Raw genomic sequence first — 23,046 nt, 5'->3', positions numbered from 1 at the left:
GCAGAGGAGAGCCATGGACACCCCTTCCATCGAGCCCATCACCAGCCCTGACCCGCACCGGGCTGCCCCGGCGCCCAAGAACGCACCGGCCCGGATTGCCTTGGTGGGAGTCCACGGTTTCGGAACACACCACCTGAACAATCTCCAACGGCTGGCCAGGATGGGAGCAGTTGACCTCGTTGCAGTGGCGGACCCCAATCCCCCGGCAGCCGGCGCCCTGCCTGAAACCACAGCTGTTCACGCCACGCTCGATGACCTGTTGGCCGGGGACCACCGCCCGGACGTCATCATCGTGGCTACGCCGATTCAAACCCATGCACCGCTGGCCCTCTCCGTCCTTGCCTCCAACGCGGACCTCTACCTCGAAAAGCCCCCGGTGGCCTCCATGGCCGATTTCCTCCGCCTCCAGGACGCGGCCGCCGCAGCTGGGCGCAGTGTCCAGATCGGATTCCAAAGCCTGGGCTCCCACGCGCTCGCCCCGCTGGCACAGTGGGCCGCCGGCGAACCATCGGAACAACTGCCCGGTATCGGCACGCTCAAAAGCATTTCCGCTACGGGCCGCTGGGTGCGGGACCGCGCCTACTACAAGCGCTCGCGATGGGCCGGCAAGCGGAACCTCGACGGCGTGGACGTTGTGGATGGCGTTGCAACCAACCCCCTGGCCCACGCGATCGCCACTGCCCTCCGCATCGCCGGAGCCCGCAAGGCCGAAGACCTTGCCTTTGTGGATACGGATCTCTACCGGGCCAACGACATCGAAGCGGACGACACCTCCGTGATCCGAATGCAGACCACCAGCGGATTGCCCATAACGTGCGCCCTCACACTGTGCGCCTCCGAATCCGTGGAACCGTACGTCACACTGCACGGCACCGAAGGCACTGCTGTATTCCACTACACCGAGGATCGTGTGACCGTCCGAACCGAGGCCGGCGAGACCTCCCGGATTTTTGGGCGGGAAGACCTCACCGGAAACCTGCTCCAGCACCTCGCGGAGGGCACCGCGTTGCTCAGCCCCTTGGACCACAGCGGCGCCTTCATGAGGGTTCTCGAAGCCATCCGCACAGCTGAAGCTCCTGCCCTGATCCCCACGGAATTCGTCACGTGGGTAGGGGACGGAGACCAGGCCCACGCTGTGATCCCACAGATCGAGGACATCCTGGAACGGGCCACGATGGCCCATGCCACGTTTTCCGAGCTCGCCCTCCCCTGGGCTCGGCCTGACACAACCTCCACCGAGGCACTCTTCGCCGACGCCGCTGCCGACGCTGCCATTCCCGTCGTCGGCTCTCCTGACGACGTTGCCACGCCCGCCGTCAGCTCCCCAGACGACGCTTCTCCCGCCGACACCGCCGCCGTCCTCCGCCGCGGCACCGGCCTTGATACAGCGTTGTCGCCGCGCCCTTACCTGCATCCGGTGACCACCCGGGGTGGCATCCTGGTTACGGACCATATGGCGTCCGACCATGTGTGGCACTTGGGCGCCGGTTTCGCGCTCCAGGATGTCAACGGCAGCAACTTCTGGGGCGGCCGCAGCTATCGAAGGACCGCAGGGAAGTACGTGGACCTGAACGATCACGGCAGGATCGTGGTCGAGGGCATTACCCACGGTTCGGACCAGACCACGGCCGACCTCCAGTGGCTGGGTGCCGATGGCGGACTGCTGCTCCAGGAGCGGCGCACTTTCCGTCGCACGCTCCTTGACCACCGCTCGCTCCTCGACCACCGCACGTGGCGACTGGATATCACCACGGAACTCACCGCCGTCGTTGATGTTTCGCTGGGGAGTCCGGGGTCCCATGGCGCGGCCGGCAGCGGGTATGGCGGCTTTTTCTGGCGGTTGCCTGCCAACGCAGATTCCCGCGTCTTCTCCTCCACAGCCGTCGGCGAACATGCAGTGCACGGTTCGGTGACGCCGTGGCTGGCTTGGTCCGGAGAGTTCGACGGCGGCCCTGCAACGCTGGTGTTTGGCGCACCTTCGGAATCGCCCGATCCTTGGTTTGTCCGCTGCAGCGGTTACCCAGCGGTCGGCTCCGCGCTGGCTTGGGATACCGCCGTCGGGCTGGCAGAGAACCAGTCCCTCTCCCGTTCCGTGACCGTATGGATCAGTGATGGAACGTTGGATATGGCCGGGATCGAGGATTTGGTGGCCGCCCGATGACCTCTGGCACCCCGGCTTCGCCATTGGTCGCCACAAACCTCATGGTCGAGGGATCCACGGAATGCTTGATGGCACCGCTCTCGCCAAGCTTCGGCTGGTTGCTTGATGCGGGCCCCTCTGCGAGCGCGGGGCAATCGTTCCAAAGTGCCTATCGCATCAGGTTGATGGACCGGGCCGGGGCGGAAGTATGGGACTCCGGCACTGTGGTCGCGGACCAGCAGCACCACCTTCCCTACACAGGCCCCCAGCTGCGCCAGGACAGTGACTACCAGTGGACCGTGCAACTTACTGACTCCGGGGGCGCGTTAGGTAGCGCCAGCCCTCCGGCGCGGTTCAGCACCGGGATCTTCGACGACGCAGGCAACGGTTGGGCTGCGGAATGGATCCACCGAAATCCAGGCGGACGTGCTCCGATGGAACTGGTGGACGGGTCGCTGCGCGTCAGCGGATCACCCCACTTGCCCTGGCCTGTTTCTGCAGGCGGCAGCACAGTCATCACTGCCCGCTTCCGTTTGCGGCTTGGTACGGCCGGGATCATCCTCCGCAGCAACGGGCCGGGCAACGGTGTGCTGCTGGAACTCAAACCACATCGCACGGCCGTCCTCCGCATGGCACCTGACTGGGAGATCGGGGCCATGACCGCGCCGGCAACGGAAGTGGTTGCTGAAACCCCGGCCTTTGAGGCGACCCCCGTGTCGCGCGCCGGTGCCATGGCCGGCGAGGACTGGCAGGACCTGGTGGTCACCGATGACAACCGGCGGATTACTATCACCATTGACGGCGCCACGGTCCTGGAGACGGACGTTGCGCCCAGCACCGGAACAAGCACCGGAACAGGCATCGCCTTCCACCAGGCACCGCGCAGCCAGTCCGAATACCTGTCCGTGAACGTCAGCAGTGACGGAAAGACCGTCCTCAGCAGCGATTTCGCCGCCCCCGGAGCCCTCAGCGATTGGAACACCGCCACTCCCCTCCGCCAGCCCGACGAATGGACCCTCGCCAAGGCAACCTTCGCCCTCAGGCGTCCCGTGGTCCGCGCCCGCCTCTACGCTGCAGCAAGCCACCACGCTGCGTTCACCCTCAACGGCACTCCCTGTCTGGAGACCACCAATTTCGGCTACCCGGGCGAGCACTTCTACAACGCAGCCGACGTCACCGATGCACTGCGTTCCAGCAACACCGCCGCCTTGACCGCCGTCGCGCATTGGTACGGACCTGGCCAGGGCCGCGCGGCGGGCAGGCCGGGGCTGCTGGCCCAGTTGACGGTGGAGTACGACGACGGCACGCGGGACGTGTTCGGCTCCGGCCCCGGGTGGTTGGTGGCCGAGGGACCCTACCGCCAGGGCGGATACCGCAACGACGAAGGCGATCCGATCGAGCACCTCGATGCCACTGCATGGCCGGCACCGGAGAACTGGTACCCGGCGCTTTCACTCGGAGCCCACCCCGTAGCCGACTTTCCCGTGCTGGCCCCGAACTACGCCGGCGTCGCACGGAACCAGGTCTCCGCCGTCGAACTCTTCACAGCCGGGGACGGCACTCCGGTGGCGGACTTTGGAAGGGTGGTTCCGGGTAGGCCGGTGGTGGAGTTCCGCCAGGGCCATCACGGCCGGACCGTGATGCTCCGCGCGGGGTATACCCTGCAACCGGATGGCCGCGTGGATAGGGGGAAAACCGCCAGCCAGAACACGGATATGACCTTCCCGTACACGCAGAAGGATGGACCCCAGCGCTATGAGGCGGCTGTCCATCTCGGGTTCCGCTACCTTGAGTTTCCGGGCGTCCAGATGGAGGAGCTCGGTGCGGTGGGGGCACGGGTTATCCGCGCCGGGCACCCCTTCGAAGGCAGCTTCCATAGCTCCGACCACACCCTGAACCGGGTCTTCACCCTCCTGCGGGACTCAGCGCTGTTCGGTGCGCAGGAACAGTTCGTGGACACGCCCACCCGTGAGAAGGGCCAGTTCCTGGGCGATGCCGTCAACATCTCCTACGCCACCATGGCTTTGTTCGGTGAGCGGCATTTCACGGCCAAGGCCCTGCGGGAGTTCGCGGGATCTGCCAAGCGCTACTGGGATTCGTCCGAAGAGCGGGGGCGCTACAACGCCGTCTATCCCAACGGCGATGGCAAGCGGGACATCCCCGATTTCTCGCTCATGATGCCCGAATGGGTGGAGGATTACTACCGGCTCAGCGGGGATAACGCGCTGCTCCACGAGCTGCTTCCCTGCCTCCTGGACACGGCCGGGTACGTGCTGCGGCACATTCCCGGCAGTGGCCCCACCGCCGGGCTGGTTACCGATCTCGGGGGCGGCGCGGGTCCCTACCTGCACGGCATCGTGGACTGGCCGGCGCCGGGCCGTTTCGGGTACGACATGGACTGCGTGGCCCGCACCACCGTGAACGCCCAGGGCTGGTCAGTGCTCGACGCCGTCAGCCGGCTCTGTGCGGCAGCGGGCTTTGAGCGTGAGGCGGCCAGGCATAGGGACGCGGCGGATGAGTTGGCAGGGCATATCAACGCCCGGCTGCGCGTGGACGGGGTCATGGTGGACGGCCTGTACGCTGACGGCCGGCCAAGCCTGAACGCGTCACAGCATGCGACGTCGTTCCCGTTGTCCATGGGCATCACGCCTTCCGAGCATGCGGCCAAGGACGCCGGGCGCCTCGCTGGAATGGGCATGCGGCAGGGTCCCATGACCGTGCACCGGCTGCTCCGTGCACTGCTTTCACAAAACCATGTGGATGCTGTCCTGGATCTCCTGACCAATCCCACACAGCCCGGGTGGGCACGCTTGCTGGAGGCCGGAGGGTCCTTCACCTGGGAGGCCTGGGAGCTCGAGGCAGGCACTGACTACAGCCAGTCACACGCGTGGTCGGCCTCGGTGGTGCGGGAGATCCTTGAGTACCTCCTCGGTGTCCGGGTGACCGCGCCGGGTGCGTCCGCCGTCGTGATTCAACCGCCTGTGTGCCGCCTGGAACAGGCCTCCGGTAGCGTGCCCACCCAACGCGGAGTGGTTGCCGTGTCCTGGAAACGGACGGCCGACGGCATGGAGTTGGAGTGCACTGTCCCCGCGGGCATCAGTGCGCAGGTGGTGCTCCCGGACCGGACCGTCGCGGCAGGTCCGGGAACGTGGCGATTCACCCCGCGGGATGGCATTTAGTGACAATGTTCCCGCCCGGAACTGTTACCAAATGCCACCTCGCGGGCGTGAACGGGACCTAGCTCAGTGCGCTCTTCGCCTCGTCCATGGCCTTTTTGGCGGCGTCAGCAGGTGACATCCGGTTGAAATGCACTTCCAGGCCATAGCGGCCAAAAGCTTCGACGGCAGAGCTGGAACCTGCCGGCGGCACCGGGACGGCGTCTCCCAGTTCGGAGGAGATCTCGTCGATGAACTTTGCCGTGGCTGCGTCTTCGGGGGTCAACTTGGGAAGGACAGCAGCACGGACCTCCGAATTACCCGGGATACCGCGGTCCGCGAGGGCTATCTCTCCGGCCTCCACATTGTTGGCCAGGAAGTCGATGAGTTTCTGGACTTCGGCCGGGTGCTTGGTACGGGAGCTGGCGGACCAGAACTGCGAGGACTTGTAGAACTGCTTGGCACTCGCCGCGCTGCCGTCCGTGCTCGGCGGCCGGTGGATCTCCAGCGGCTGGCCCGAGGCCTTGGTGAGGGCGCTTAGCTGGTTGGACCAATACCAGGCGAGCCCGAACCTGTTGGTGGCCAGGCCCTGCTGGTCCACCGAAGCGGTGGCGTCCTCGGTCATGACCGAGGCGGGAGGCACGGCCTTGGAATCGCGCAGCTCGGCCTGGTACTCGTACCAGCCCGCCAGGTCTTCCTCGTCGAAGCCAAACTTGCCGTCGGAGGTGAACAGCGACTTGCCGTGCTGGCGGAACCAGAGATTCATGGGGGCGTCGCCGCTCACAGCTCCGGAGCCATAAACACCGCTTTTGCTTCCCTCGGTGATGGCTGCCGCAGCCTTGTTGTATTCATCCCAGGTCCAGGTCTTGTCATCGGGCAAGCTGACACCGCTGGCGGTCAGGAGCGAGGGGTTGGCCAGGACCACTTGGGCGTTGACGCCGGCCGTGACGGCGTACTGTTTTCCATCAACCTTCCCGGCATCTGCCACGGCGGAATCGAACTTGCCGAGGTCTACGTCCTTAAGTTCCAGGAGGGCGCCGCGTTCGGCATATTCACCCAGGTAGGCGGCATCCATCTGAATGAGGTCCGGAGCGTCCTGGGAGGCCACCTGGGTGGCGAGCTTGTCCCAGTACCCGGACCAGTCGCCGTATTCGCCTTTGACTTTGATGGTGGGGTTCTCTGCTTCGAAAGCATCGATAAGTTTTTGGGTCATTTTGTGGCGGACATCCGAACCCCACCAGCTGAAGCGCAGGGTGACTGTTCCGTCGGAGGCGGCCTGCGGCGAGCTGCCGCATCCGGTCATGGTGATGGCCACAACGGCCGCGGCGGCTGCAGCTTTGAGCGCGAACTTCTTTGTTGCACGAATCGACATCTGGGGTCCTTGTCTGGGCAGGGTGGGCTCTTGCAGATGCACGTCGGAGAAAACGCTTTCTCAGCCTAGGTGTGCTCTACATCACCAGTCAAGGGAGTTTTTGTTTGTTTGAGCTATCACTTATAACAAAAGCGCTCAGGCCGCGGTGCGGGCACGCCGCACCGAATAACGCCACAGCAAGAACCCGATCACAGCTGCCGACGCCATGCCGAGCGCACCGGTAACCACCAGTCCTGCCCTGACGCCAAAGTCCTCCGTCAGCCATCCCGCCAACAAACCACCCAGCGCGTGGCCACCCAGGAGCAACGGGAAGTACAGCGCCAGCACCCTGCCGCGAACGCTGGCCCCGGCTTCCAGCTGAACGGCCGTGGCTGCGCTGGTCAGGAACAGCAACGTCATGAAGCCCACCACAATGAGCATCACCACGAACCACTCCTGCGTGGGCATCAAGGCTGCCAGCAGTTGCGTCAGGCCGAAGAGCCCGGCGCTGGCCACTATCCCCTTTCGACCGAACCGCTTGATCCGGGTTGCCACCAATGCGCCCACCAGCGCGCCCAAAGCGCTGACGGTATTGAACAGGCCGAAACCGGCGGGACCACTGTGCCAGACCCTGTCCGCGAAGGCAGCCAGGACAACCGGGCCGTTCATGCCGAAAGCGCCCAGCAAGCCAGCCAGCAGCATGGTCAACAGCAGGGGTGGCCGCTCGCGGACAAAGCGGAATCCGGCAAGGATCTGGCCACGCCGCGGTTCCTGCCCACGGACCTCGGGCGAATGGTGCAGCTCACCGGGCCTGATGGAGACGATCATGACCATCACCGCTGCGCCAATGCCGGCATTGGCCGCGAAGGCCGCTGCCGGACCTGCCTGGGCAATGACCACTCCGGCAAGCGCGGGACCGGCCATGGCGCCGAGCTGGGCCACCGCACTGTTCAACCCGATGGCGGCAGGAAGTCCGGCGTCGCCCACAACCTCATTGACGAAGACTTGCCGTGCCGGCCCGTCAATGGCGCTGGTGATGCCCAGGGCAATGCAGGAGGCGTAGACAACCCAGACCTCGGTGCCGCCCATGGCGTTCCACACCGCGAGTCCAGCTGCCAGCAACGCTGCAACCGCCTGGCAGGCCAGGAGGATGCGTCGCTTGGGGAAAAGGTCCACCAGCACGCCGGAGAGAGGCCCAACCACCAGCATGGGCAGGAATTGGAGGGCGACGGCAAGGCCCACAGCGGCCGGGCTTCCCGTGAGCTGGAGAACCAGCCAGTCCTGCGCCAGCCGTTGCATCCACACCCCGCCGCTTCCCACCAGGGACAAGGCCACGAAGATCCGGTAATTGTGGTGCCGCAGCGGATAGTGCCAGGTTTCCGTGGAGCCGGCCCGTGGAGCAGGTTTGGTGGACTTGGTGGATTTAGCGGATTGGGGGCGCAGTGGGAACGGGCGCGGCGACACGGGGTGGAGTGCTCGATTCAGCTCTTGGGGTCGGTTTCTTATGGAGTTTTTGTACAGCTAATGCCCCTAAGGAGGCTCCTAAAGGGCATTAGCTGTACAAAAACTCAGCGATGGGAGCGGATCTTGATGGCTGCGGCTGCCAGGACCAGTGTTCCTGGAACAATCACGAACAACGCCTGCAGCATCCAGACGAAGACCACCGCCATGAAAAGGGCCGCAAGCAGCAGCAAGGTACCGCTCCAGTCGCGCACGGAATCGTTCTTGGCGCTTGAATAGGCATCGGACCAGCGTTGCGCCCCCGGTACTTCAGCGGGTGTCCGGTCGGCATCGCCGTCCCAAGTGACGCTGCCGCTCCAGTTGGCAGCGGTGCGGAGCAGCAGAACCGCCCCTGCAGCGGCCAAAATCAGCGTCGCCGGCAGGATAAAGGCACGCCCGGGCAGTTGACCCACCAGTGCGAGCAAGAGGTTCAGGACAATCACGACGGCGGCTGCCGCCGTCGTGATTCCCAGCTTCCAACTGCCGGGCAGCGCGCGGCGGAAATTCCCCCACAAGCTGCGGAGGGAGTCATCCCTGCCGCTGAGGTGCCTTTCGAGGTGTGCGACGCCGGCCGCATAGGCAGCCGGCGCCGTCACCAGGGGGACGGAGAGGAGGAGCACGATGACCCCGGCCAGGATGGTCTCGGCGAAGAGGGCGAAGCGGTTGACCGGGATGCCGGACTTCGGCGATGACTTGCCTGTGGCGTTCATGGTGCTCATTTCTGTATTCTCTTCCGTGTCCGTCAGCCTTTGAGGCCTTGTGTGGAGACGCCTTCTACGATGTAGCGCTGGAAGACGAGGAAGAAGACCAGCACGGGCAGCAGCGCCAGGACGGACATGGCGATCATGGCTCCGTAATCCGAGCTCTGGGTCTGGTCAACAAAGAGCCGCAACGCCAAGGGAAGCGGATACTTTTCGGGAGTGTTCAAGTACAGCAACGGGCCCAGGAAGTCGTTCCAGCTCCAGATGAAGGAGAAGATCGACGTGGAGATCAGGGCAGGTTTCATCAGCGGAAGCATGATGGACCCAAAGATCCGGGCGTGGCCGGCGCCGTCGATGCGGGCCGCCTCATCCAGCTCGGCCGGGAGGCCCCGCATGAACTGGACCATGAGGAAGACGAAGAATGCGTCGGCGGCCAGGAACTTGCCGATCAACAGCGGCACGTACGTGTCCACCAGGCCGAGCTGCTGGAACACGATGTACTGCGGGATGATCACCACGTGGAACGGCAGGAGCAGGGTGGCGATCATCATGCCGAAGAACAGTCCACGTCCGGGGAAGTTGATCCGGGCAAAAGCGTAGGCCGAGATGGATGCCGAGAGGACGGTTCCCACAACAGCGCCCACTGCCAGGATCAGGGAGTTGGTGAAGAACGTCAGCGTGGAGACCCCGCCGATACCGTCCATGGCAGTGACAAAGTTGTCGAAACTGAAGTTGGCCGACCACAGGGCGTTGTTGCCACCGCCGATCTCGGAGTTCGGCTTGAACGAGGCCGAGATCATCCAGATGGCCGGGTAGAGGACCACGGCCACCAGTGCCAAGGCAACAATGTGGAAGATGGTGCTCTTGATGCGCTTGGCTGTGGTGGACTCGGACTTCGGGTTGTAAGCCTGCGCCGCCGGGGGTTTGGTGGGAGCGGGCTGGGTGGGGGTTGCCATGGTTGTCATTTCGAATCACCGCTGTAGTGGACCCAGGACTTGGAGGTCTTGAAGAAGATCAGCGTGATGATGCCGACCACGATCACCAGGAGCCAGGCCATCGCCGAGGCGTAACCCATCCGGAAATCGGAGAAACCGCGCAAGTACAGGTAGAGGGTGTAGAAGAGGGTGGAGCCTGCCGGGCCGCCTTCACCGTTGGAGATGATGTAGGCGGACGCGAAGATCTGGAAGGCGTGGATGGTCTCCATGAGCAGGTTGAAGAAGATCACCGGGGACAGCATGGGCCAGGTGATGTTCATGAACTTCCGGACCGGACCCGCGCCGTCCATCGAGGCTGCCTCGTAGAGGTCCACCGGGATCTGCTTAAGGCCGGCCAGGAAGATGACCATCGGAGCGCCGAACTGCCAGACGGTCAGCAGGATCATCATGCCCATGGTCATGTTGGGGTTGCCAACCCACCCGCCCAGGTTGATTCCGAAGAAGGACAGGCCTTGGTCAACCGGTCCGGAATCGCCGAACATGGCCTTCCAGACGATGGCGATCGAGACCGACGCGCCGATCAATGACGGAGCATAGAACGCGGACCGGTAGAAGCCCTGTCCGCGGCGCTTGCTGTTGAGGAGCATCGCGATCGCCAACGCCGCCGCCAGCTTCAACGGAGTACCAAAGACCACGTACTGCATGGTCACGCCCACGGACTGCAGGAACCGTTCGTCCTGGAAGAGGGACGTGTAGTTGTCCAGGCCAATCCACTTGGGGGCGTCGAAGAGGTTGTAGTTGGTGAAGGAGAGGTACAGCGAGGAAATCATCGGTCCTACGGTCAGGGCGATGAATCCCAGCAGCCAGGGCAACAGGAAGGTGTAGCCGGCGCGGGTGTCCGCTCCCCGCCGCCGCGATTTACGCGGCTGCGAGGGAGCGGAGGCGGCGCGCCTGCTCAAGGTTGGGCTTTGCGTCACGAGAGTAGTCCGTCAGTCATGAAAGCCTGGATCAGGCGTTCTGCTTGATAAGGTCTTCGGCTTCCTTGAACCACGCATCAGCTGCGCCGTCGATGGTCAGCTTTCCGTAGTTCAGGTCCGAGCTGACGCGCTTGAACGTTGATTCGAGCGTGCCGAAACCAACGATGGGCGGCTCCGGGGCGTCCTTGAGGTACTTCTCGATGGATTTCTCGTAGTCCACCACCAGCTTGTCGGTGCCTTCGAAGGTGGTGCCGTCGCGCTGGGTCTTCGACGCCGGCACGCCGCGGGAGGTCTTGAAGATCTGGCCGACCTCGGGATCGTTGACCATGAAGTCGATGAAACGTGCAGCAGCGTCCTTGTACTTGGTCTTGGCGCTGGCCACCATCAGCATGGAGGGCTTGAGGAACAGGCCCAGATTGTCCGGGTCATCGGAGGGAACGGGCACGAGCTTGAGTTCCTTCGCGCCGCTGTCAGCGAGGTATCCGGCCATGAAGTTGTCCCAGGTAACCTCAGTGGCAGTGACGTTGGAACCAAACGGGGACTTGGGCAACAGCTGTGTGGTCTTGTCTTCTCCCACAATGGCGCCTGTGCCGCGCAGGTCTGCGCTGAGGTTCCACCACTTCTTCAGGTCGTCTTTCGAGAAACCAAGCTTGCCGTCCTCGGTGAAGGCCTTGATGTCGTTCTGGCGCAACCAGATGTTGAAGTTCCACCAGACCCCTGTGTAGTCGGTGCCTCCAAACAGGGTTCCGTTGCCCTTCTGGCCAACCTCGGAAAGGAACGCGTTGAATTCCTTGTAGTTCCAGGAGCCATCCGGCTCGGCGATACCCAGGGAAGCGAGCTTGGCGGGATCGTAGTACACAGCGAAAGCATTGGTGCTGGTGGGGATTCCGTAGGTCTTTCCCCTGATCTGGCCGGAGGGCAGGAGCGACTTGTCGAAAGCGTCCGTGTTGATCTTCACGGTGCCCAGGTCAAGGAGCTGGTTCCGCTGGCCGTAGTCGCGGAGGTAGGAAAGATCCCACTGCATGACGTCGGGGAGGCCGCCGCCGGCGGCTTCGGTGGCGCGCTTCTGCCAGTATCCGGCGAAATCGGAGAAGTTGCCGTTGACCTTGACGTCCGGGTTCTTGGACTCGAACAGCGCAATCGCCTTGCGGGTGCGTTCTGCCCGGTCGTCGTTGCCCCACCACGTGTAGGTGATGGTGACGGGGTTGTCCGCGGAGCCGGTTTGGGCCGGGGAAGAGGACTGGCCACAGGCAGCCAGGAACGCGGCAGATGCGGTGCCGAGTGCCACGGTTCCGAGGAATTTCCTTCTATCAATCATGAGAGCCTCCTTGCTCAGTTGGTGCAAGCTTCCGGGATCTCTACAACGTGGCAGTGATCTCGCTTACACTCGTTCTGAATCGATACAATATCCCTAAATGTGAATCTGGGCAAGCGTTTTCCAATGGAGCTCTTTCCCGCCTGTTTCCTCCGCTACGCTGCTTGCATACCCTCGGACCACCACAAAGACTGAACCCGCCACATGACGAAGGAGTCCCCTTGACCTCCCCCGAAAACACCGGCAGTCCAGCTGTCTGGAACGCCATCGATGGCCTCGCCTACGGCGGGGACTACAACCCTGAGCAGTGGCCGGAAGACATCCGCCTCGAAGACATCGAACTGATGAAGGAAGCCGGGGTGAACTTCCTGAGCGTCGCCATCTTCTCCTGGGGACTCCTGGAACCCACCGAAGGCAACTACGACTTCGGCTGGCTGGACGATGTCCTGGACAACCTCAACGGGGCCGGAATCAAGGTGGCCCTGGCGACGGCCACCGCTTCTCCCCCGGCGTGGCTGGCCCGCAAACACCCCGAAATACTGCCCGTCACGGCGGAAGGAGTCCGGCTGGAGCGAGGCTCGCGACGCCACTACACGCCGTCGTCGGCCGTTTACCGCAAGTACGCCACCACCATGACGCGCGTCATCGCCGAACGCTACAAGGATCACCCCGCCTTGGCGCTCTGGCACGTGGACAACGAACTTGGCTGCCACGTTGGTGAGTTCCACGGCGACGAAGATGCCGCCGCTTTCCGGGCCTGGCTTGAGCGACGCTACGGCACCATCGAGGCCCTCAACGAGGCCTGGGGTACAGCGTTCTGGTCCCAGCACTACGCCTCATTCGCTGAAATCATCCCGCCCGGCGCAGCTCCCACCACGCTCAACCCGGGCCAGCAACTGGACTTTGCCCGTTTCAACTCGTGGGTGTTCATGGACTACTACCGCGAACTGCTGGCAGTGCTGCGCGAGGTCACCCCCAATGTCCCGGCCACCACCAACTTCATGGTCTCCAGCGCCACCAAAGCTTTGGACTACTTCGATTGGGCCAAGGACATGGACGTGATCGCCAACGACCACTACCTGGTGGCCGCGGACCCTGAGCGCGAAATCGAACTCGCCTTCAGCGCCGACCTCACCCGCGGCGTAGCATCCGGTCAGCCATGGATCCTCATGGAACACTCCACGTCCGCGGTCAACTGGCAGCCCCACAACCAGCCCAAAATGCCAGGCGAAATGCTCCGCAACTCCCTGGCCCATGTGGCCCGCGGTGCGGACGCCGTCATGTTCTTCCAGTGGCGGCAAAGCAAGGCCGGCTCGGAAAAGTTCCACTCGGCGATGGTCCCCCACGGCGGTCGCGACACGCAGGTGTGGCGCAACGTGGTGGACCTGGGCGAGGCATTGAAGAGGCTGGAACCCCTCAAGGGGTCCCGGGTGGAATCACGGGTAGGGATCGTCTTCGATTACGAGGCCTGGTGGGCCTCCGAACTGGACTCCCACCCCAACAATTCCCTGAAATACCTCGACACCATGCGCGCCTTCCACCGCGCCCTGTACCTGCGCGGAATCACTGCGGATTTTGTTCACCCCACCGGCGACCTCTCCGGTTACGACCTGATCCTCGTGTGCACTTTGTACTCTGTGACGGACCAGTCGGCCGCCTCGATTTCCGCCGCCGCGGAACGTGGTGCAACGGTGCTGGTCAGCTACTTCAGCGGGATCGTCGACGAACGGGACCACGTCCGGCTCGGCGGCTACCCGGGTGCTTTCCGTGACTTGCTGGGGATCCGCAGCGAGGAATTCCACCCCCTGTTCCCGGGCACATCGGTGACCTTGAGCGATGGAACCGTGGGCTCCGTGTGGAGCGAGCACGTGCACGTTGCCGGGTCCGCCGGTGATTCGGCGGAGGTTCTTGCGACCTTCACCGATTACCCGCTCGACGGCGTTCCAGCCCTGACGCGCCGATCCGTCGGAAACGGTTCGGCCTGGTATTTGGCCACGCTTCCGGACGCGGCCGGCATCGAGGCCCTGACCGCCCGGCTGGTGGAGGAAGCGGGGGTGGGAGCCGTGGCCGAGGCGAGCGCCGGCGTCGAACTTTCCCGCAGGCGCGCCGACGACGGCCGTACGTTCCTGTTCGCCATCAACCACAGCCGCGAGGATGTCACGGTCAAGGCCGACGGCGCCGAGCTCCTCAGTGGACTGCGCTTCACGGGTGTGGTTCCCGCCGGCGCCGTGGCAATCATCGCGGAGGACTAACCAAAGCAGGTGACAGCACATGGGCATTGGGTTCCCAAAGCCCCATGTGCTGTCGCCAGGCTGGTCGGCAGACAAAAACTTCGCAGTCCGGCCGGCACACAAGGCTGGCGCACGCAAAAAACCGCGCCCCGGCCGGATCACGAATGATCCGGCCGGGGCGCGGTTGTGCTTCAGGAAAGTCAGCTGATCGCGGACTTCATTTCGTCCACAGCCTTCTTGCCGGCCTCTTCAGTGGAAAGCCTGTTGAACAGGACCTCCGAGGTGTAGCGCTTGATGATTTCCTGGATGGCACCTGCGCCCTTCGGCGGAGCCGCAGGGGCATCGCCAAGCTCACCCTTGATCCCGTCAATGAAGCTGACAACCTTGACGTCTGCCTTGGCCAGCTTGGGGGCGATGGCCTCGCGGACCTCCGAGTTGGGGTACACGCCGCGGTCTGCCAGGAGTGCCTCGCCGGCCTTGACGTTGTTGGTCAGGAAGTCGATGAACTTGGCGGTTTCCTCCGGGTGCTTGGTGCGCGATGATGCGGACCAGAACTGGGAAGCCTTGTACCAGAGCTTGGCGTCGTCAGCCTTGCCGGTCTTGGACGGGAAGCGCAGGATCTGCAGTTCACCGCCGGCAGCCTTCTCGAGGGCCGGGAGCTGGTTGGACCACCAGAAGGCCAGTCCGTTCTTGCCGGTGGCCAGGCCGCTCTGGTCCAGCGGAGCAGCTTCGGCTTCAACAACTTCAGAGGCCGACGGAACAGCCTTCTTCTCGCTCAGTTCCTTCAGGAAGCCCCACCATTCGGCGATGTCCGAGGGCTCGAAGCCAAGCTTGCCGTCTTCGGTGTAGAGGGACTTGTCGTTCTGGCGGAGCCACACTCCAAGGGAGGCTTCGTCCGTACCGTAGGCGGCAGCGCCGTAGGTGCCCTTGGGCGACTTGGCGGTGACCTCGGCAGCAACGCGCTCGAAGTCTTCCCATGTCCAGGTCTTGTCATCAGGGATGGCAACCCCTGCCGCCTGGAACACCGCGGGGTTGGCAAGGATGGTGGCGGCGTTGATGCCGGCGGCAATACCGGTCAGGCCTTTCTCGCCCTTGCCTGCTTCCAATGCGGCCGCGTCAAGTTTGGAGGTATCGATCTTGTACTTGGAAAGGTCAAGCAAGGCCCCGCGGGTGGAGTACTCGGTGATGTATTTCTCGTCCATCTGGATGATGTCCGGAGCGTCGTTGGCTGCCACCTGCGTGGCCAGCTTGTCCCAGTAGCCGCTCCAGTCGCCGTACTCGGGCTTGATCTTGATATTGGGGTTCTCTGCCTCGAACGCAGCGATGGCTGCCTGGGTGACCTGGGCGCGCTTGTCGCCGCCCCACCATGCGAACCGCAGCTCCACCTTGCCGTCGGCGCTCTTGGCTTCGGATCCTCCTCCGCCGCCGCAGGCGGTGAGGGCAAGGACGGCTGCTGCCGTGGCAGCTACCAAGGCCGAGGCGCGAAGCTTGCGCTTGGTCCTCCGGGCCTTCGGTGCTGCAGGTGTGTGCGCTGCGGGGGCGACTGCTTCACCCTTGTGATGTTCCGGCACTGTTGTCTCCGATCTTCATTGATCCTGATGCGAATGGGAAAGCGTTTTCTTACTGCTCATTATGATACAAGTCACAATCTTGTATTACAAGATAGAAACTTGTCCTAGTTGTTGGATTACCCGACGCCGGTACCCACCAGCGGCGGTCCGCCCGACGCCGGTACCACCAGCGGCGGTTCGCCCGACGCCGGTACCCACCAGCGGCGGTTCGCCCGACGGCGGCACTCACCAGCGGCGGTCCGCCCGACGTCGGCGGGACCGTCCGCCGTCGATTGGCTGCTCCGGCGTCGAACGCCCGGCAGTTGGCGGCATCCGTCGGAAGGGGGAGGCAACCGCCACCCCCTTCCGTCGATAGTTCCGGCCTATTTGATGCCGGTGGTGGCGATGCCCTTGATGAGGAACCGCTGGCCGAACAGGAAGACGAGGAACACCGGGAGCAAGGACACGATGGACATTGCGAACAGCGATCCCCAGCTGGTGGCCGACTGCGAGTCAACGAAGGCCCGCAGTGCCACCGGAACGGTGAACATGTCCGGATCCGTGAGGTAGATCAGTGCGCCGAAGAAGTCGTTCCAGGTCCAAATGAACGTAAAGATGGTGGTGGTGGCCAGGGCCGGGACCATCAGGGGCAGGATAACGCGGAGGAAGATCCTGGGGTGGCCGGCGCCGTCGATGCGTGCTGCTTCATCAAGGTCCTTGGGAATGCCGCGGATAAACTGGACCATCAGGAACACGAAGAACGCGTCGGTGGCCAGGAGCTTGGGCACGATCAGCGGCCAGAACGTGTTTACCCAGCCGATCTGGGAGAACAGGATGTACTGCGGCACGATCACCACGTGGAACGGGAGCATGATGGTCAGGAGCATGATGCCGAAGAAGATCTTCTTGCCGCTGAACTGGAGCCGGGCAAAAGCGTAGGCAGCCATGGAGCAGGAGATCAGGTTGCCCAGGATGGAGCCCAGGACAACGATCGCCGAGTTGATCATGTAGTGACCGAACGGGTGCGTCAGCGCGGACCAGCCATCGGTGTAGTTGCTCATTTCCAGGTTTTCCAGCCACAGGCCCGGTTCGCGGAAGATGAGGTCGTTGGGCCGCAGGGAAGAAACCACCATCCACAGCAGCGGGTAGATCATCACGCCGCCCACGATGATCAGGATGGCGTGCTTGACCAGGCCTTTGATGCGGGCGCTGCGAGAGAAAGCGAGGCTGCCGCGGGATTCGCGGCGGCGTGGGCCTTTTCCGGACCTGCCGGCCTTGGCGTCGTCGGAGGATGCTGCGGGGAGGGTCTGGAGTTTAGTCATCGTAGAACACCCAATACTTTGAAGCGATGAAGTTGATGGCAGTGAAGGCACCGATGATGACCAGCAGGAACCAGGCCATCGCTGAGGCGTAACCCATATCGAACTGGCCGAAGCCCTTTTGGTACAGGTACAGGGTGAAGAACATGGTGGAGTCGGATGGTCCGCCGTTGCCGCCCGAGACGATGAACGCCTGGGTGAACGACTGGAACGAACCGATGATCTGCAGCACCAGGTTGAAGAAGATGATGGGGCTCAGCATCGGCAGGGTGATCCGCCAGAACTTCTGCAGTGTGGTGGCGCCGTCAACTTCGGCAGCCTCGTAGTACATGGTGGGGATCTGGCGCAGGCCGGCCAGGAAGATGATCATGGGACTGCCGAACGTCCAGACGTGCAGCAGGATGATGGAACCAAGCGCGGTGTTGGGATCCGAGATCCAGCCCGGCCCCTCGATGCCCACCATCGCCAGGACCTGGTTGACCAGGCCCGTAGTGCCGAAGATCTGCTTCCAGAGGATGGCAACTGCCACCGAACCGCCCAGCAGGGACGGCAAGTAGAAGATTGACCGGTAGAACGGAAGTCCGCGGAGTCCCTTGTCCAGGACCAGGGCAATCACCAACGCAACTGCCAGCTGCAGCGGAACACCCACCAAAACGTAGGTGAAGGTGACGCGCAAGGAGTTGTGGAGCCGGGCGTCGCCGAACATGCGGACAAAGTTGTCCAGGCCCACCCATTCCGGGGGCTGCAGGAGGTTGTAGTCCGTAAAGGACAAGTACAACGACATCAGCATGGGTCCCACGGTGATCAGAGCAAGCCCAATCAGCCAGGGAAGAAGGAAGACGTAGGCGGCCTTGTTGTCGCGGCCGTTGGCCTTCTTCTCTTCCTTCGTCATGGGGCCCTTGCGGCGGGTCATCGTTGAGAGTTCGCCTATGGCGCTCATCGCTTCCCCCTCGCCGGCCCGCGAACGCCTTGCGGCGTCCCCGTGTGTAGTACAGCGGCCATGTGGTCTCCTTTGGTCATCGTGGCCATCCACGGACTTCGAGTCTGGTTGGTGCTTGCCTTCGGGGGCGCCGGTGTTCCTGGCACTTCCCCTGAGGGACCAGGATTTGGGTCCCGGGCTTCAGCGGCTCCGTACCAAAGTAAACGTTTTCTTGACCCATGTACAGCCTTTTGCTAATTTTTGAGAAAGCGTTTTCTGATGAAGCCGCCGAATCTGATTTCCCCACGCTGAAGACGCCCGGCGTGCGCCCCCGCACACCCTTGACGCATCGATAAGGCAGGACACTATTGTTCCCCACCGACTGCGACTGCCATGAGCGCGGCTGACATGGCAGATACGCCCATCCGCCCCAGCGCTGTGGCCCGCTACGAAGACTGGCCGGACTATGCCGTCCGCCACCGCTTCACCGCGGCCACCCCCGCAGCACAGCAACTGGCCGACACACTCGGCGTGCCCTCCGTAACACCGGATCTTGACTACACAGTGCATAGCGAAGCCGATCGTGACGGCGTTACCACCTCGCATTTGTCGTGGCAGCTGGGGTTCGGTCCCAGGACCTCGGCTTGGTTCGTCCGGCCCACCGGCGAAACACGTCCGCTTCCCGGCATTCTTGCCCTCCACTGCCACGGCGGAGAAAAGGCTTACGGAGCCGAGCGGCTCGTGTCCCTTCGGGAGGGCGCCTTTGCGGAGCGCTCCCTTCCGGACGGCCCCTTCGCGGAGGGCGCCCTTCCGGACAGGAAACAGACTGACGACGGCGGAACCCCCACCGGTGTCTTCTCCGGTCACAACCTGCAGCCCTTCGGCCCGATCCCGGCCGAGGTGAGGGAAAAGCTCTACGACGGCCGTGCACTCGCCACCTGGCTTGCTCAGCAGGGCTTCGCCGTACTGGCCCACGACACCTTCATGTGGGGAAGCCGCCGCTTTGGCCTGGACACCCCGCCCTGGCGGACCGCCGCCGCCGTCAACGGCCGGCAGGCACTGTGGCGGGAGGCCGGCGTCGAACCTTCCGCGGCGGAGATGTACAACGCAGCGGCCGCTGCCCACGAGGAAACGGTGGCCAAAGCCGCAACACTGCTCGGCAGCAGCGTCGCGGGCACTGTTGCGCATGACGACCTCGCCGCGCTGGACATCCTTTCAATGCTCCCCGGAGTGGACGCCGAGCGGCTCGGCTGCCTGGGATTCTCCGGCGGCGGCGGGCGCGCCATGGTCCTCGCCGCACTGAGTCCGCTGATCCGCAGCTACGTGGTGACCTGCATGATGACCACGTTCGGCTCACTGCTCCCGGCCTACCTTGACGCCCATTCCTGGCTGCTTCATTCCCCAGGCCTGTCCAGGCTGGGCGACTGGCCGGACCTTGCCGCCCGTTCGGCCGTCGAAAAGGTCCTGGTCCAATACGGGCTGGCCGACCCCCTGTTCCCGGAACAGGGAATGCGCGATGCCCACAGACACCTGCTGGAGCACATGCCCGCACGCTACACCGGCAGCTTGTGGCACGAACCGCACGTCTTTACCCGGGCCATGCAGGAAGAGGCTTCGGCCTTCCTCGCCGCAGCCCTGCGCCCTACCCCATCCGGGATTTCCCCAACACCTGAGCCCGCTAGGACAGACTCATGACCCAGCCCTTGACCACAACCGCTCCGGAAGTACGCCCCCGGCTCCCCCGCGTAGCCCTGGTGGGTGTCCACGGATTCGGCGAAAGGCACCTTGCCAACCTGGATCGGCTCACGGCTGCCGGCACACTGGAACTGGTGGCTGTGGCCGATCCCCGCCCGCCCGCCGAGGGGAAACTGGCCCCCGGTGTGGAGGTCTTCCCCTCCCTGGACGATCTGTTGGCGGCAGGAACCGCGCCGGATGTCGTCATCATTTCCACGCCGATCCAGACACACGCACCGCTGGCACTTGCTGCCCTCAAAGCCGGGGCCCACGTGTACCTGGAAAAGCCGCCCGTAGCGTCCATGGCGCAGTACCAGGACGTCATGGCCGCGGCTGCGAGCGCCGGCCGGCTGGTGCAGGTGGGCTTCCAAAGCCTGGGCTCCGAAGCCCTTCCCGCAATTGACGCCCTGGTGGCCTCCGGTGGGATCGGTGAGGTCCGCGGTATCAGTGCCACCGGGTTGTGGCTGCGGAACCGGGCCTACTTCAAACGGTCGCGGTGGGCCGGGAAGCGCAGCCTGAACGGAACGGACGTGGTGGACGGCGTTGTCACCAACGCCTTGGCGCACGCCGTGGCAACAGGGCTGCGGCTTGCCGGCGCCCGCACGGTCTCTGACGTGGCCTCGGTGGAGACGGACCTCTACCGTGCCAACGACACCGAAAGCGATGACACCTCGGTGGTGCGTGTCCGGACCTCCAGGGGAGACGGATTCAGCGGCGCACCGGTAGTAACCTGCGCCCTGACGTTGTGCGCCCCGGCACAGTCCGCGCCCACCGTGACCATCTACGGCACCTCGGGGCAAGTGACGCTTTTCTATACCGAGGACCGTGTGGACATCACCACTGCCGACGGCACGCGGAGCCAGGTGTTCGGACGGACGGACCTGTTGGAAAACCTCTTGTCCGCACGCACGGAAGAAGACCTGCTCAGCCCGCTCAGCGGCGTGGGCGCCTACGTTTCGGTGCTGGAGGCGATCCGCACGGCCGAGCCGCCCCGGCAGATCCACCCGGACTTTGTTACCTGGGAAGGCGAGGGCGATGACGCCCACCCCGTGGTGCACGGCATCGAGTCCCTGATCCGCCGGGCAGCCCTGGGACAGGCGACGTTCGCCGAGCTGGGCGCGCCGTGGGCCGCTTCAGCCGGGCCCGTTCCGGACACTCTGGAGATCAACGGCACCCCCGTGGCTGCAGTGCAGGACGGCACCCTGGTCCGGCCCACGTCCTCGCCGCGGCCCTACCTGCACCCTGTGCGTACGCTCGCCGGAACCATAGTTACCGATCACATCCCCGAGGACCATGTCTGGCACCTGGGAGCAGGGGTTGCCCTCCAGGACGTGGACGGCATCAACTTCTGGGGCGGCCGGACCTACACCCAGGACGCAGGCGCCTATGTCTGGCGCAAGGATCACGGCATGATCGTCACTGATTCGGTGGAGCACACCGAAGGTCAGCGACGCGAACAGTTGAGCTGGCTGGCGCCTGACCGGTCACCGGTACTGCGCGAACAGCGCCAGTGGCGGTGGTCCGCCGTCGGGGATTCAGCGTGGAAACTAACGCTTGACTTCACGCTGGACTCAGCCACGGGACGTCCTGTGCTGCTGGGCAGCCCGGGTTCCAATGGCCGGCCGCAGGGCGGTTACGGCGGCTTCTTCTGGCGGCTTCCCAAAGTTGGCGATGCGACGATATGGACGCCCGACGCGCGGGGCGAGGACGCCGTGCACGGGAGCGTGTCGCCATGGCTGGCGTGGTCCGGGACGTTCGACGCCGGAACAGCCAATCCAGCGCATGTCACCGGCGATCCCGGGCTGGGGCACCCGGCGACCCTCGTGTTCCTGGCCTCGCCGCAGGCACCGGACCCATGGTTTGTCCGCCACGAAGGCTACCCCGGCGTCGGCCTTTCGCTCGCCTGGGACGCTCCGGTGACCACAGAACCGGGCCACCCGGTCCAAAGGACTGCCACCATCCTCATCACGGATGGCTTCCTGGCCACACAAGACATTGAACGACTCATCTCAACTTTGGGGGAACAGGCATGACCACACCTACTCAATCGACACCCATGGCCGGGCAGGCCCCGACGCCGGCATTGGCGCCGGCCGGACGCACTGCTCCCGCCAGCGCCGCCGACCGCGCAGTGAAGCGCCGCCGCGTGCTGGACATCCTTGATGCCGCCGGCCGCGACTCACTCCTGCTCACCTCCAACACCGCCCTCACCTGGTACCTGGACGGGAGCCGGGTACACATCAGCCTTGCCGGCGACCCCATCGCGGCCCTGCTGGTGGACCGCGAGGGCGACCATTTGGTGACCTTCAACAACGAGGCCGGCCGGATCGCGGCCGAGGAACTGCCTGCGGATGTCAGCCTCCACACGGTGCCGTGGCACGGCCAGCTGCATGCAGTCGCCGCCGGGTTGGCCGTTGATGGTGATCCGTTGGTCGAAGCGGCGGTCACCACCGAACTCCGTGCCGCCCGCCAACAGCTCCTCCCGGCCGAAGCCGCCCGCTATGCCGGGCTCTCAGCCGATGCCGCAGCCGCCATGACCGATGTCCTCACTGCTGCGACCCCGGAAACCACGGAATTCGAGCTCGTGGCTGAACTGGCCGCACGGATTGTTTCAGTGGGCGCCGAGCCGCTGGTCTTGCTCTGCAACGGTTCGTCCCGGAGCGACTTCCGCCATCCTTTGGCAACGCACTCCCCCATCGGGCGCCGTGCCATGGCTGTGGTGTGCGCGCGTCGGAACGGCTTGGTTGCCAACGTGACCCGGTGGGTGGCGTTCGACGCCGGAACTCCCCAGGAGCTCGACGCCGAGGCACGCATCGCTGCCGTTGAGGCCGACATTTTCCGCGCCACCGTCCCCGGTGCAAGGCTCAACCAGGTGTTCTCTGAAATCCAGCAGGCCTACGCCCGGCACGGTTTCGGCGAGGACCAGTGGACGCTGCACCACCAGGGCGGCCCGGCTGGTTATGCCGGCCGTGATCCCCGAGTCACCGCTGAAGTCACTGACACGATTGTGCTGAACCAGCCCTTTACCTGGAACCCGTCCGGCCCCGGGGTGAAGATCGAGGACACTGTGCTGCTCACGGAATCCGGTCTGCAGGTCCTGACCACTGACGACCGTTGGCCAACCACCGACGTTGACGGCCGCCGTCGTCCGCTGACGCTTCGCCCGTAACACCTGGCTCCCCACACGAAAGGGGCGGGGTCACCGTGATGGTGACCCCG

16 protein-coding genes are annotated in these 23,046 nt (G+C 64.3%); 6 read left to right on the top strand and 10 right to left on the bottom strand.

The annotated features are described in order from the left end of the window. Positions 1 to 13 precede the first annotated feature (13 nt). Together BLQ01_RS00440 and BLQ01_RS00435 are read left to right on the top strand one after the other, a co-directional pair. Positions 14 to 2,161, top strand: coding sequence for a DUF6807 family protein (locus BLQ01_RS00440; RefSeq protein ID WP_091549706.1), 2,148 nt, complete (start codon positions 14 to 16; stop codon positions 2,159 to 2,161). Beyond that, positions 2,158 to 5,319 carry a family 78 glycoside hydrolase catalytic domain gene (locus BLQ01_RS00435; RefSeq protein ID WP_091549705.1) on the top strand — a complete coding sequence of 1,054 codons (3,162 nt, stop codon included), beginning with the start codon at positions 2,158 to 2,160 and terminating at the stop codon, positions 5,317 to 5,319. The genes BLQ01_RS00440 and BLQ01_RS00435 overlap by 4 nt, the downstream gene beginning before the upstream one ends. A 58-nt stretch (positions 5,320 to 5,377) precedes the next feature. Here the strand turns inward: BLQ01_RS00435 and BLQ01_RS00430 are convergent, their stop codons facing one another. The 6 genes from BLQ01_RS00430 to BLQ01_RS00405 all read right to left on the bottom strand — a co-directional run bounded on the left by BLQ01_RS00430 (position 5,378) and on the right by BLQ01_RS00405 (position 12,077). Beyond that, positions 5,378 to 6,667, bottom strand: coding sequence for an ABC transporter substrate-binding protein (locus tag BLQ01_RS00430; protein WP_091549704.1), 1,290 nt, complete (start codon positions 6,665 to 6,667; stop codon positions 5,378 to 5,380). 135 nt (positions 6,668 to 6,802) lie between these two features. Continuing rightward, entirely contained in the window at positions 6,803 to 8,110 is a 1,308-nt protein-coding gene (locus tag BLQ01_RS00425; protein ID WP_091549703.1) for an MFS transporter, read from the bottom strand. A gap of 104 nt (positions 8,111 to 8,214) precedes the next feature. Next, a complete protein-coding gene (locus BLQ01_RS00420; protein WP_091550307.1) occupies positions 8,215 to 8,856 on the bottom strand; it encodes a Poxvirus protein I5 in 642 nt (213 codons plus the stop codon). Positions 8,857 to 8,888: 32 nt separating this feature from the next. Further along, a complete protein-coding gene (locus BLQ01_RS00415; protein WP_091549702.1) occupies positions 8,889 to 9,812 on the bottom strand; it encodes a carbohydrate ABC transporter permease in 924 nt (307 codons plus the stop codon). Continuing rightward, entirely contained in the window at positions 9,809 to 10,759 is a 951-nt protein-coding gene (locus tag BLQ01_RS00410) for a carbohydrate ABC transporter permease (protein ID WP_026541331.1), read from the bottom strand. The genes BLQ01_RS00415 and BLQ01_RS00410 overlap by 4 nt, the downstream gene beginning before the upstream one ends. A gap of 31 nt (positions 10,760 to 10,790) precedes the next feature. Beyond that, the gene (locus BLQ01_RS00405; protein ID WP_026541332.1) at positions 10,791 to 12,077 is read right to left on the bottom strand and encodes an ABC transporter substrate-binding protein; all 1,287 of its coding nucleotides are present in this window, start codon (positions 12,075 to 12,077) and stop codon (positions 10,791 to 10,793) included. A 218-nt stretch (positions 12,078 to 12,295) separates the two neighbouring features. Here BLQ01_RS00405 and BLQ01_RS00400 point away from each other — a divergent pair, with 218 nt between their 5' ends. Continuing rightward, positions 12,296 to 14,326, top strand: a complete 2,031-nt coding sequence (locus tag BLQ01_RS00400; RefSeq protein WP_091549701.1) for a beta-galactosidase — start codon at positions 12,296 to 12,298, stop codon at positions 14,324 to 14,326. A gap of 179 nt (positions 14,327 to 14,505) precedes the next feature. Here BLQ01_RS00400 and BLQ01_RS00395 read toward each other — a convergent pair whose 3' ends face one another. The 4 genes from BLQ01_RS00395 to BLQ01_RS00385 all read right to left on the bottom strand — a co-directional run bounded on the left by BLQ01_RS00395 (position 14,506) and on the right by BLQ01_RS00385 (position 18,114). Beyond that, positions 14,506 to 15,777 (bottom strand): ABC transporter substrate-binding protein, encoded by a 1,272-nt coding sequence (locus BLQ01_RS00395; protein ID WP_254779208.1) that lies wholly within the window; start codon positions 15,775 to 15,777, stop codon positions 14,506 to 14,508. A 215-nt stretch (positions 15,778 to 15,992) separates the two neighbouring features. Then, a complete protein-coding gene (locus BLQ01_RS22045) occupies positions 15,993 to 16,208 on the bottom strand; it encodes a hypothetical protein (RefSeq protein WP_139183415.1) in 216 nt (71 codons plus the stop codon). A 30-nt stretch (positions 16,209 to 16,238) separates the two neighbouring features. Further along, a complete protein-coding gene (locus BLQ01_RS00390) occupies positions 16,239 to 17,177 on the bottom strand; it encodes a carbohydrate ABC transporter permease (RefSeq protein WP_026541335.1) in 939 nt (312 codons plus the stop codon). Beyond that, positions 17,170 to 18,114, bottom strand: a complete 945-nt coding sequence (locus BLQ01_RS00385) for a carbohydrate ABC transporter permease (RefSeq protein WP_026541336.1) — start codon at positions 18,112 to 18,114, stop codon at positions 17,170 to 17,172. The genes BLQ01_RS00390 and BLQ01_RS00385 overlap by 8 nt, the downstream gene beginning before the upstream one ends. Positions 18,115 to 18,501: 387 nt before the next feature. Here BLQ01_RS00385 and BLQ01_RS00380 point away from each other — a divergent pair, with 387 nt between their 5' ends. Genes BLQ01_RS00380 through BLQ01_RS00370 form a run of 3 tightly spaced genes read left to right on the top strand, consistent with a single transcriptional unit; the run spans position 18,502 to position 22,996 of the window. Then, positions 18,502 to 19,788, top strand: coding sequence for an acetylxylan esterase (locus tag BLQ01_RS00380; RefSeq protein WP_254779079.1), 1,287 nt, complete (start codon positions 18,502 to 18,504; stop codon positions 19,786 to 19,788). Continuing rightward, complete coding sequence (locus BLQ01_RS00375) at positions 19,785 to 21,860, top strand: DUF6807 family protein (protein WP_091549699.1); 2,076 nt, start codon at positions 19,785 to 19,787, stop codon at positions 21,858 to 21,860. The genes BLQ01_RS00380 and BLQ01_RS00375 overlap by 4 nt, the downstream gene beginning before the upstream one ends. Next, a complete protein-coding gene (locus tag BLQ01_RS00370) occupies positions 21,857 to 22,996 on the top strand; it encodes a M24 family metallopeptidase (RefSeq protein WP_091549698.1) in 1,140 nt (379 codons plus the stop codon). The genes BLQ01_RS00375 and BLQ01_RS00370 overlap by 4 nt, the downstream gene beginning before the upstream one ends. Positions 22,997 to 23,046: the final 50 nt, after the last annotated feature.

The sequence above is a fragment of the Arthrobacter sp. UNCCL28 genome (genome assembly GCF_900102805.1).
Lineage (GTDB): Bacteria > Actinomycetota > Actinomycetes > Actinomycetales > Micrococcaceae > Arthrobacter > Arthrobacter nicotinovorans_A.
The sequence above is the reverse complement of the archived record's forward strand: the minus strand, read 5'-3'. Positions and strand labels throughout refer to the sequence as shown.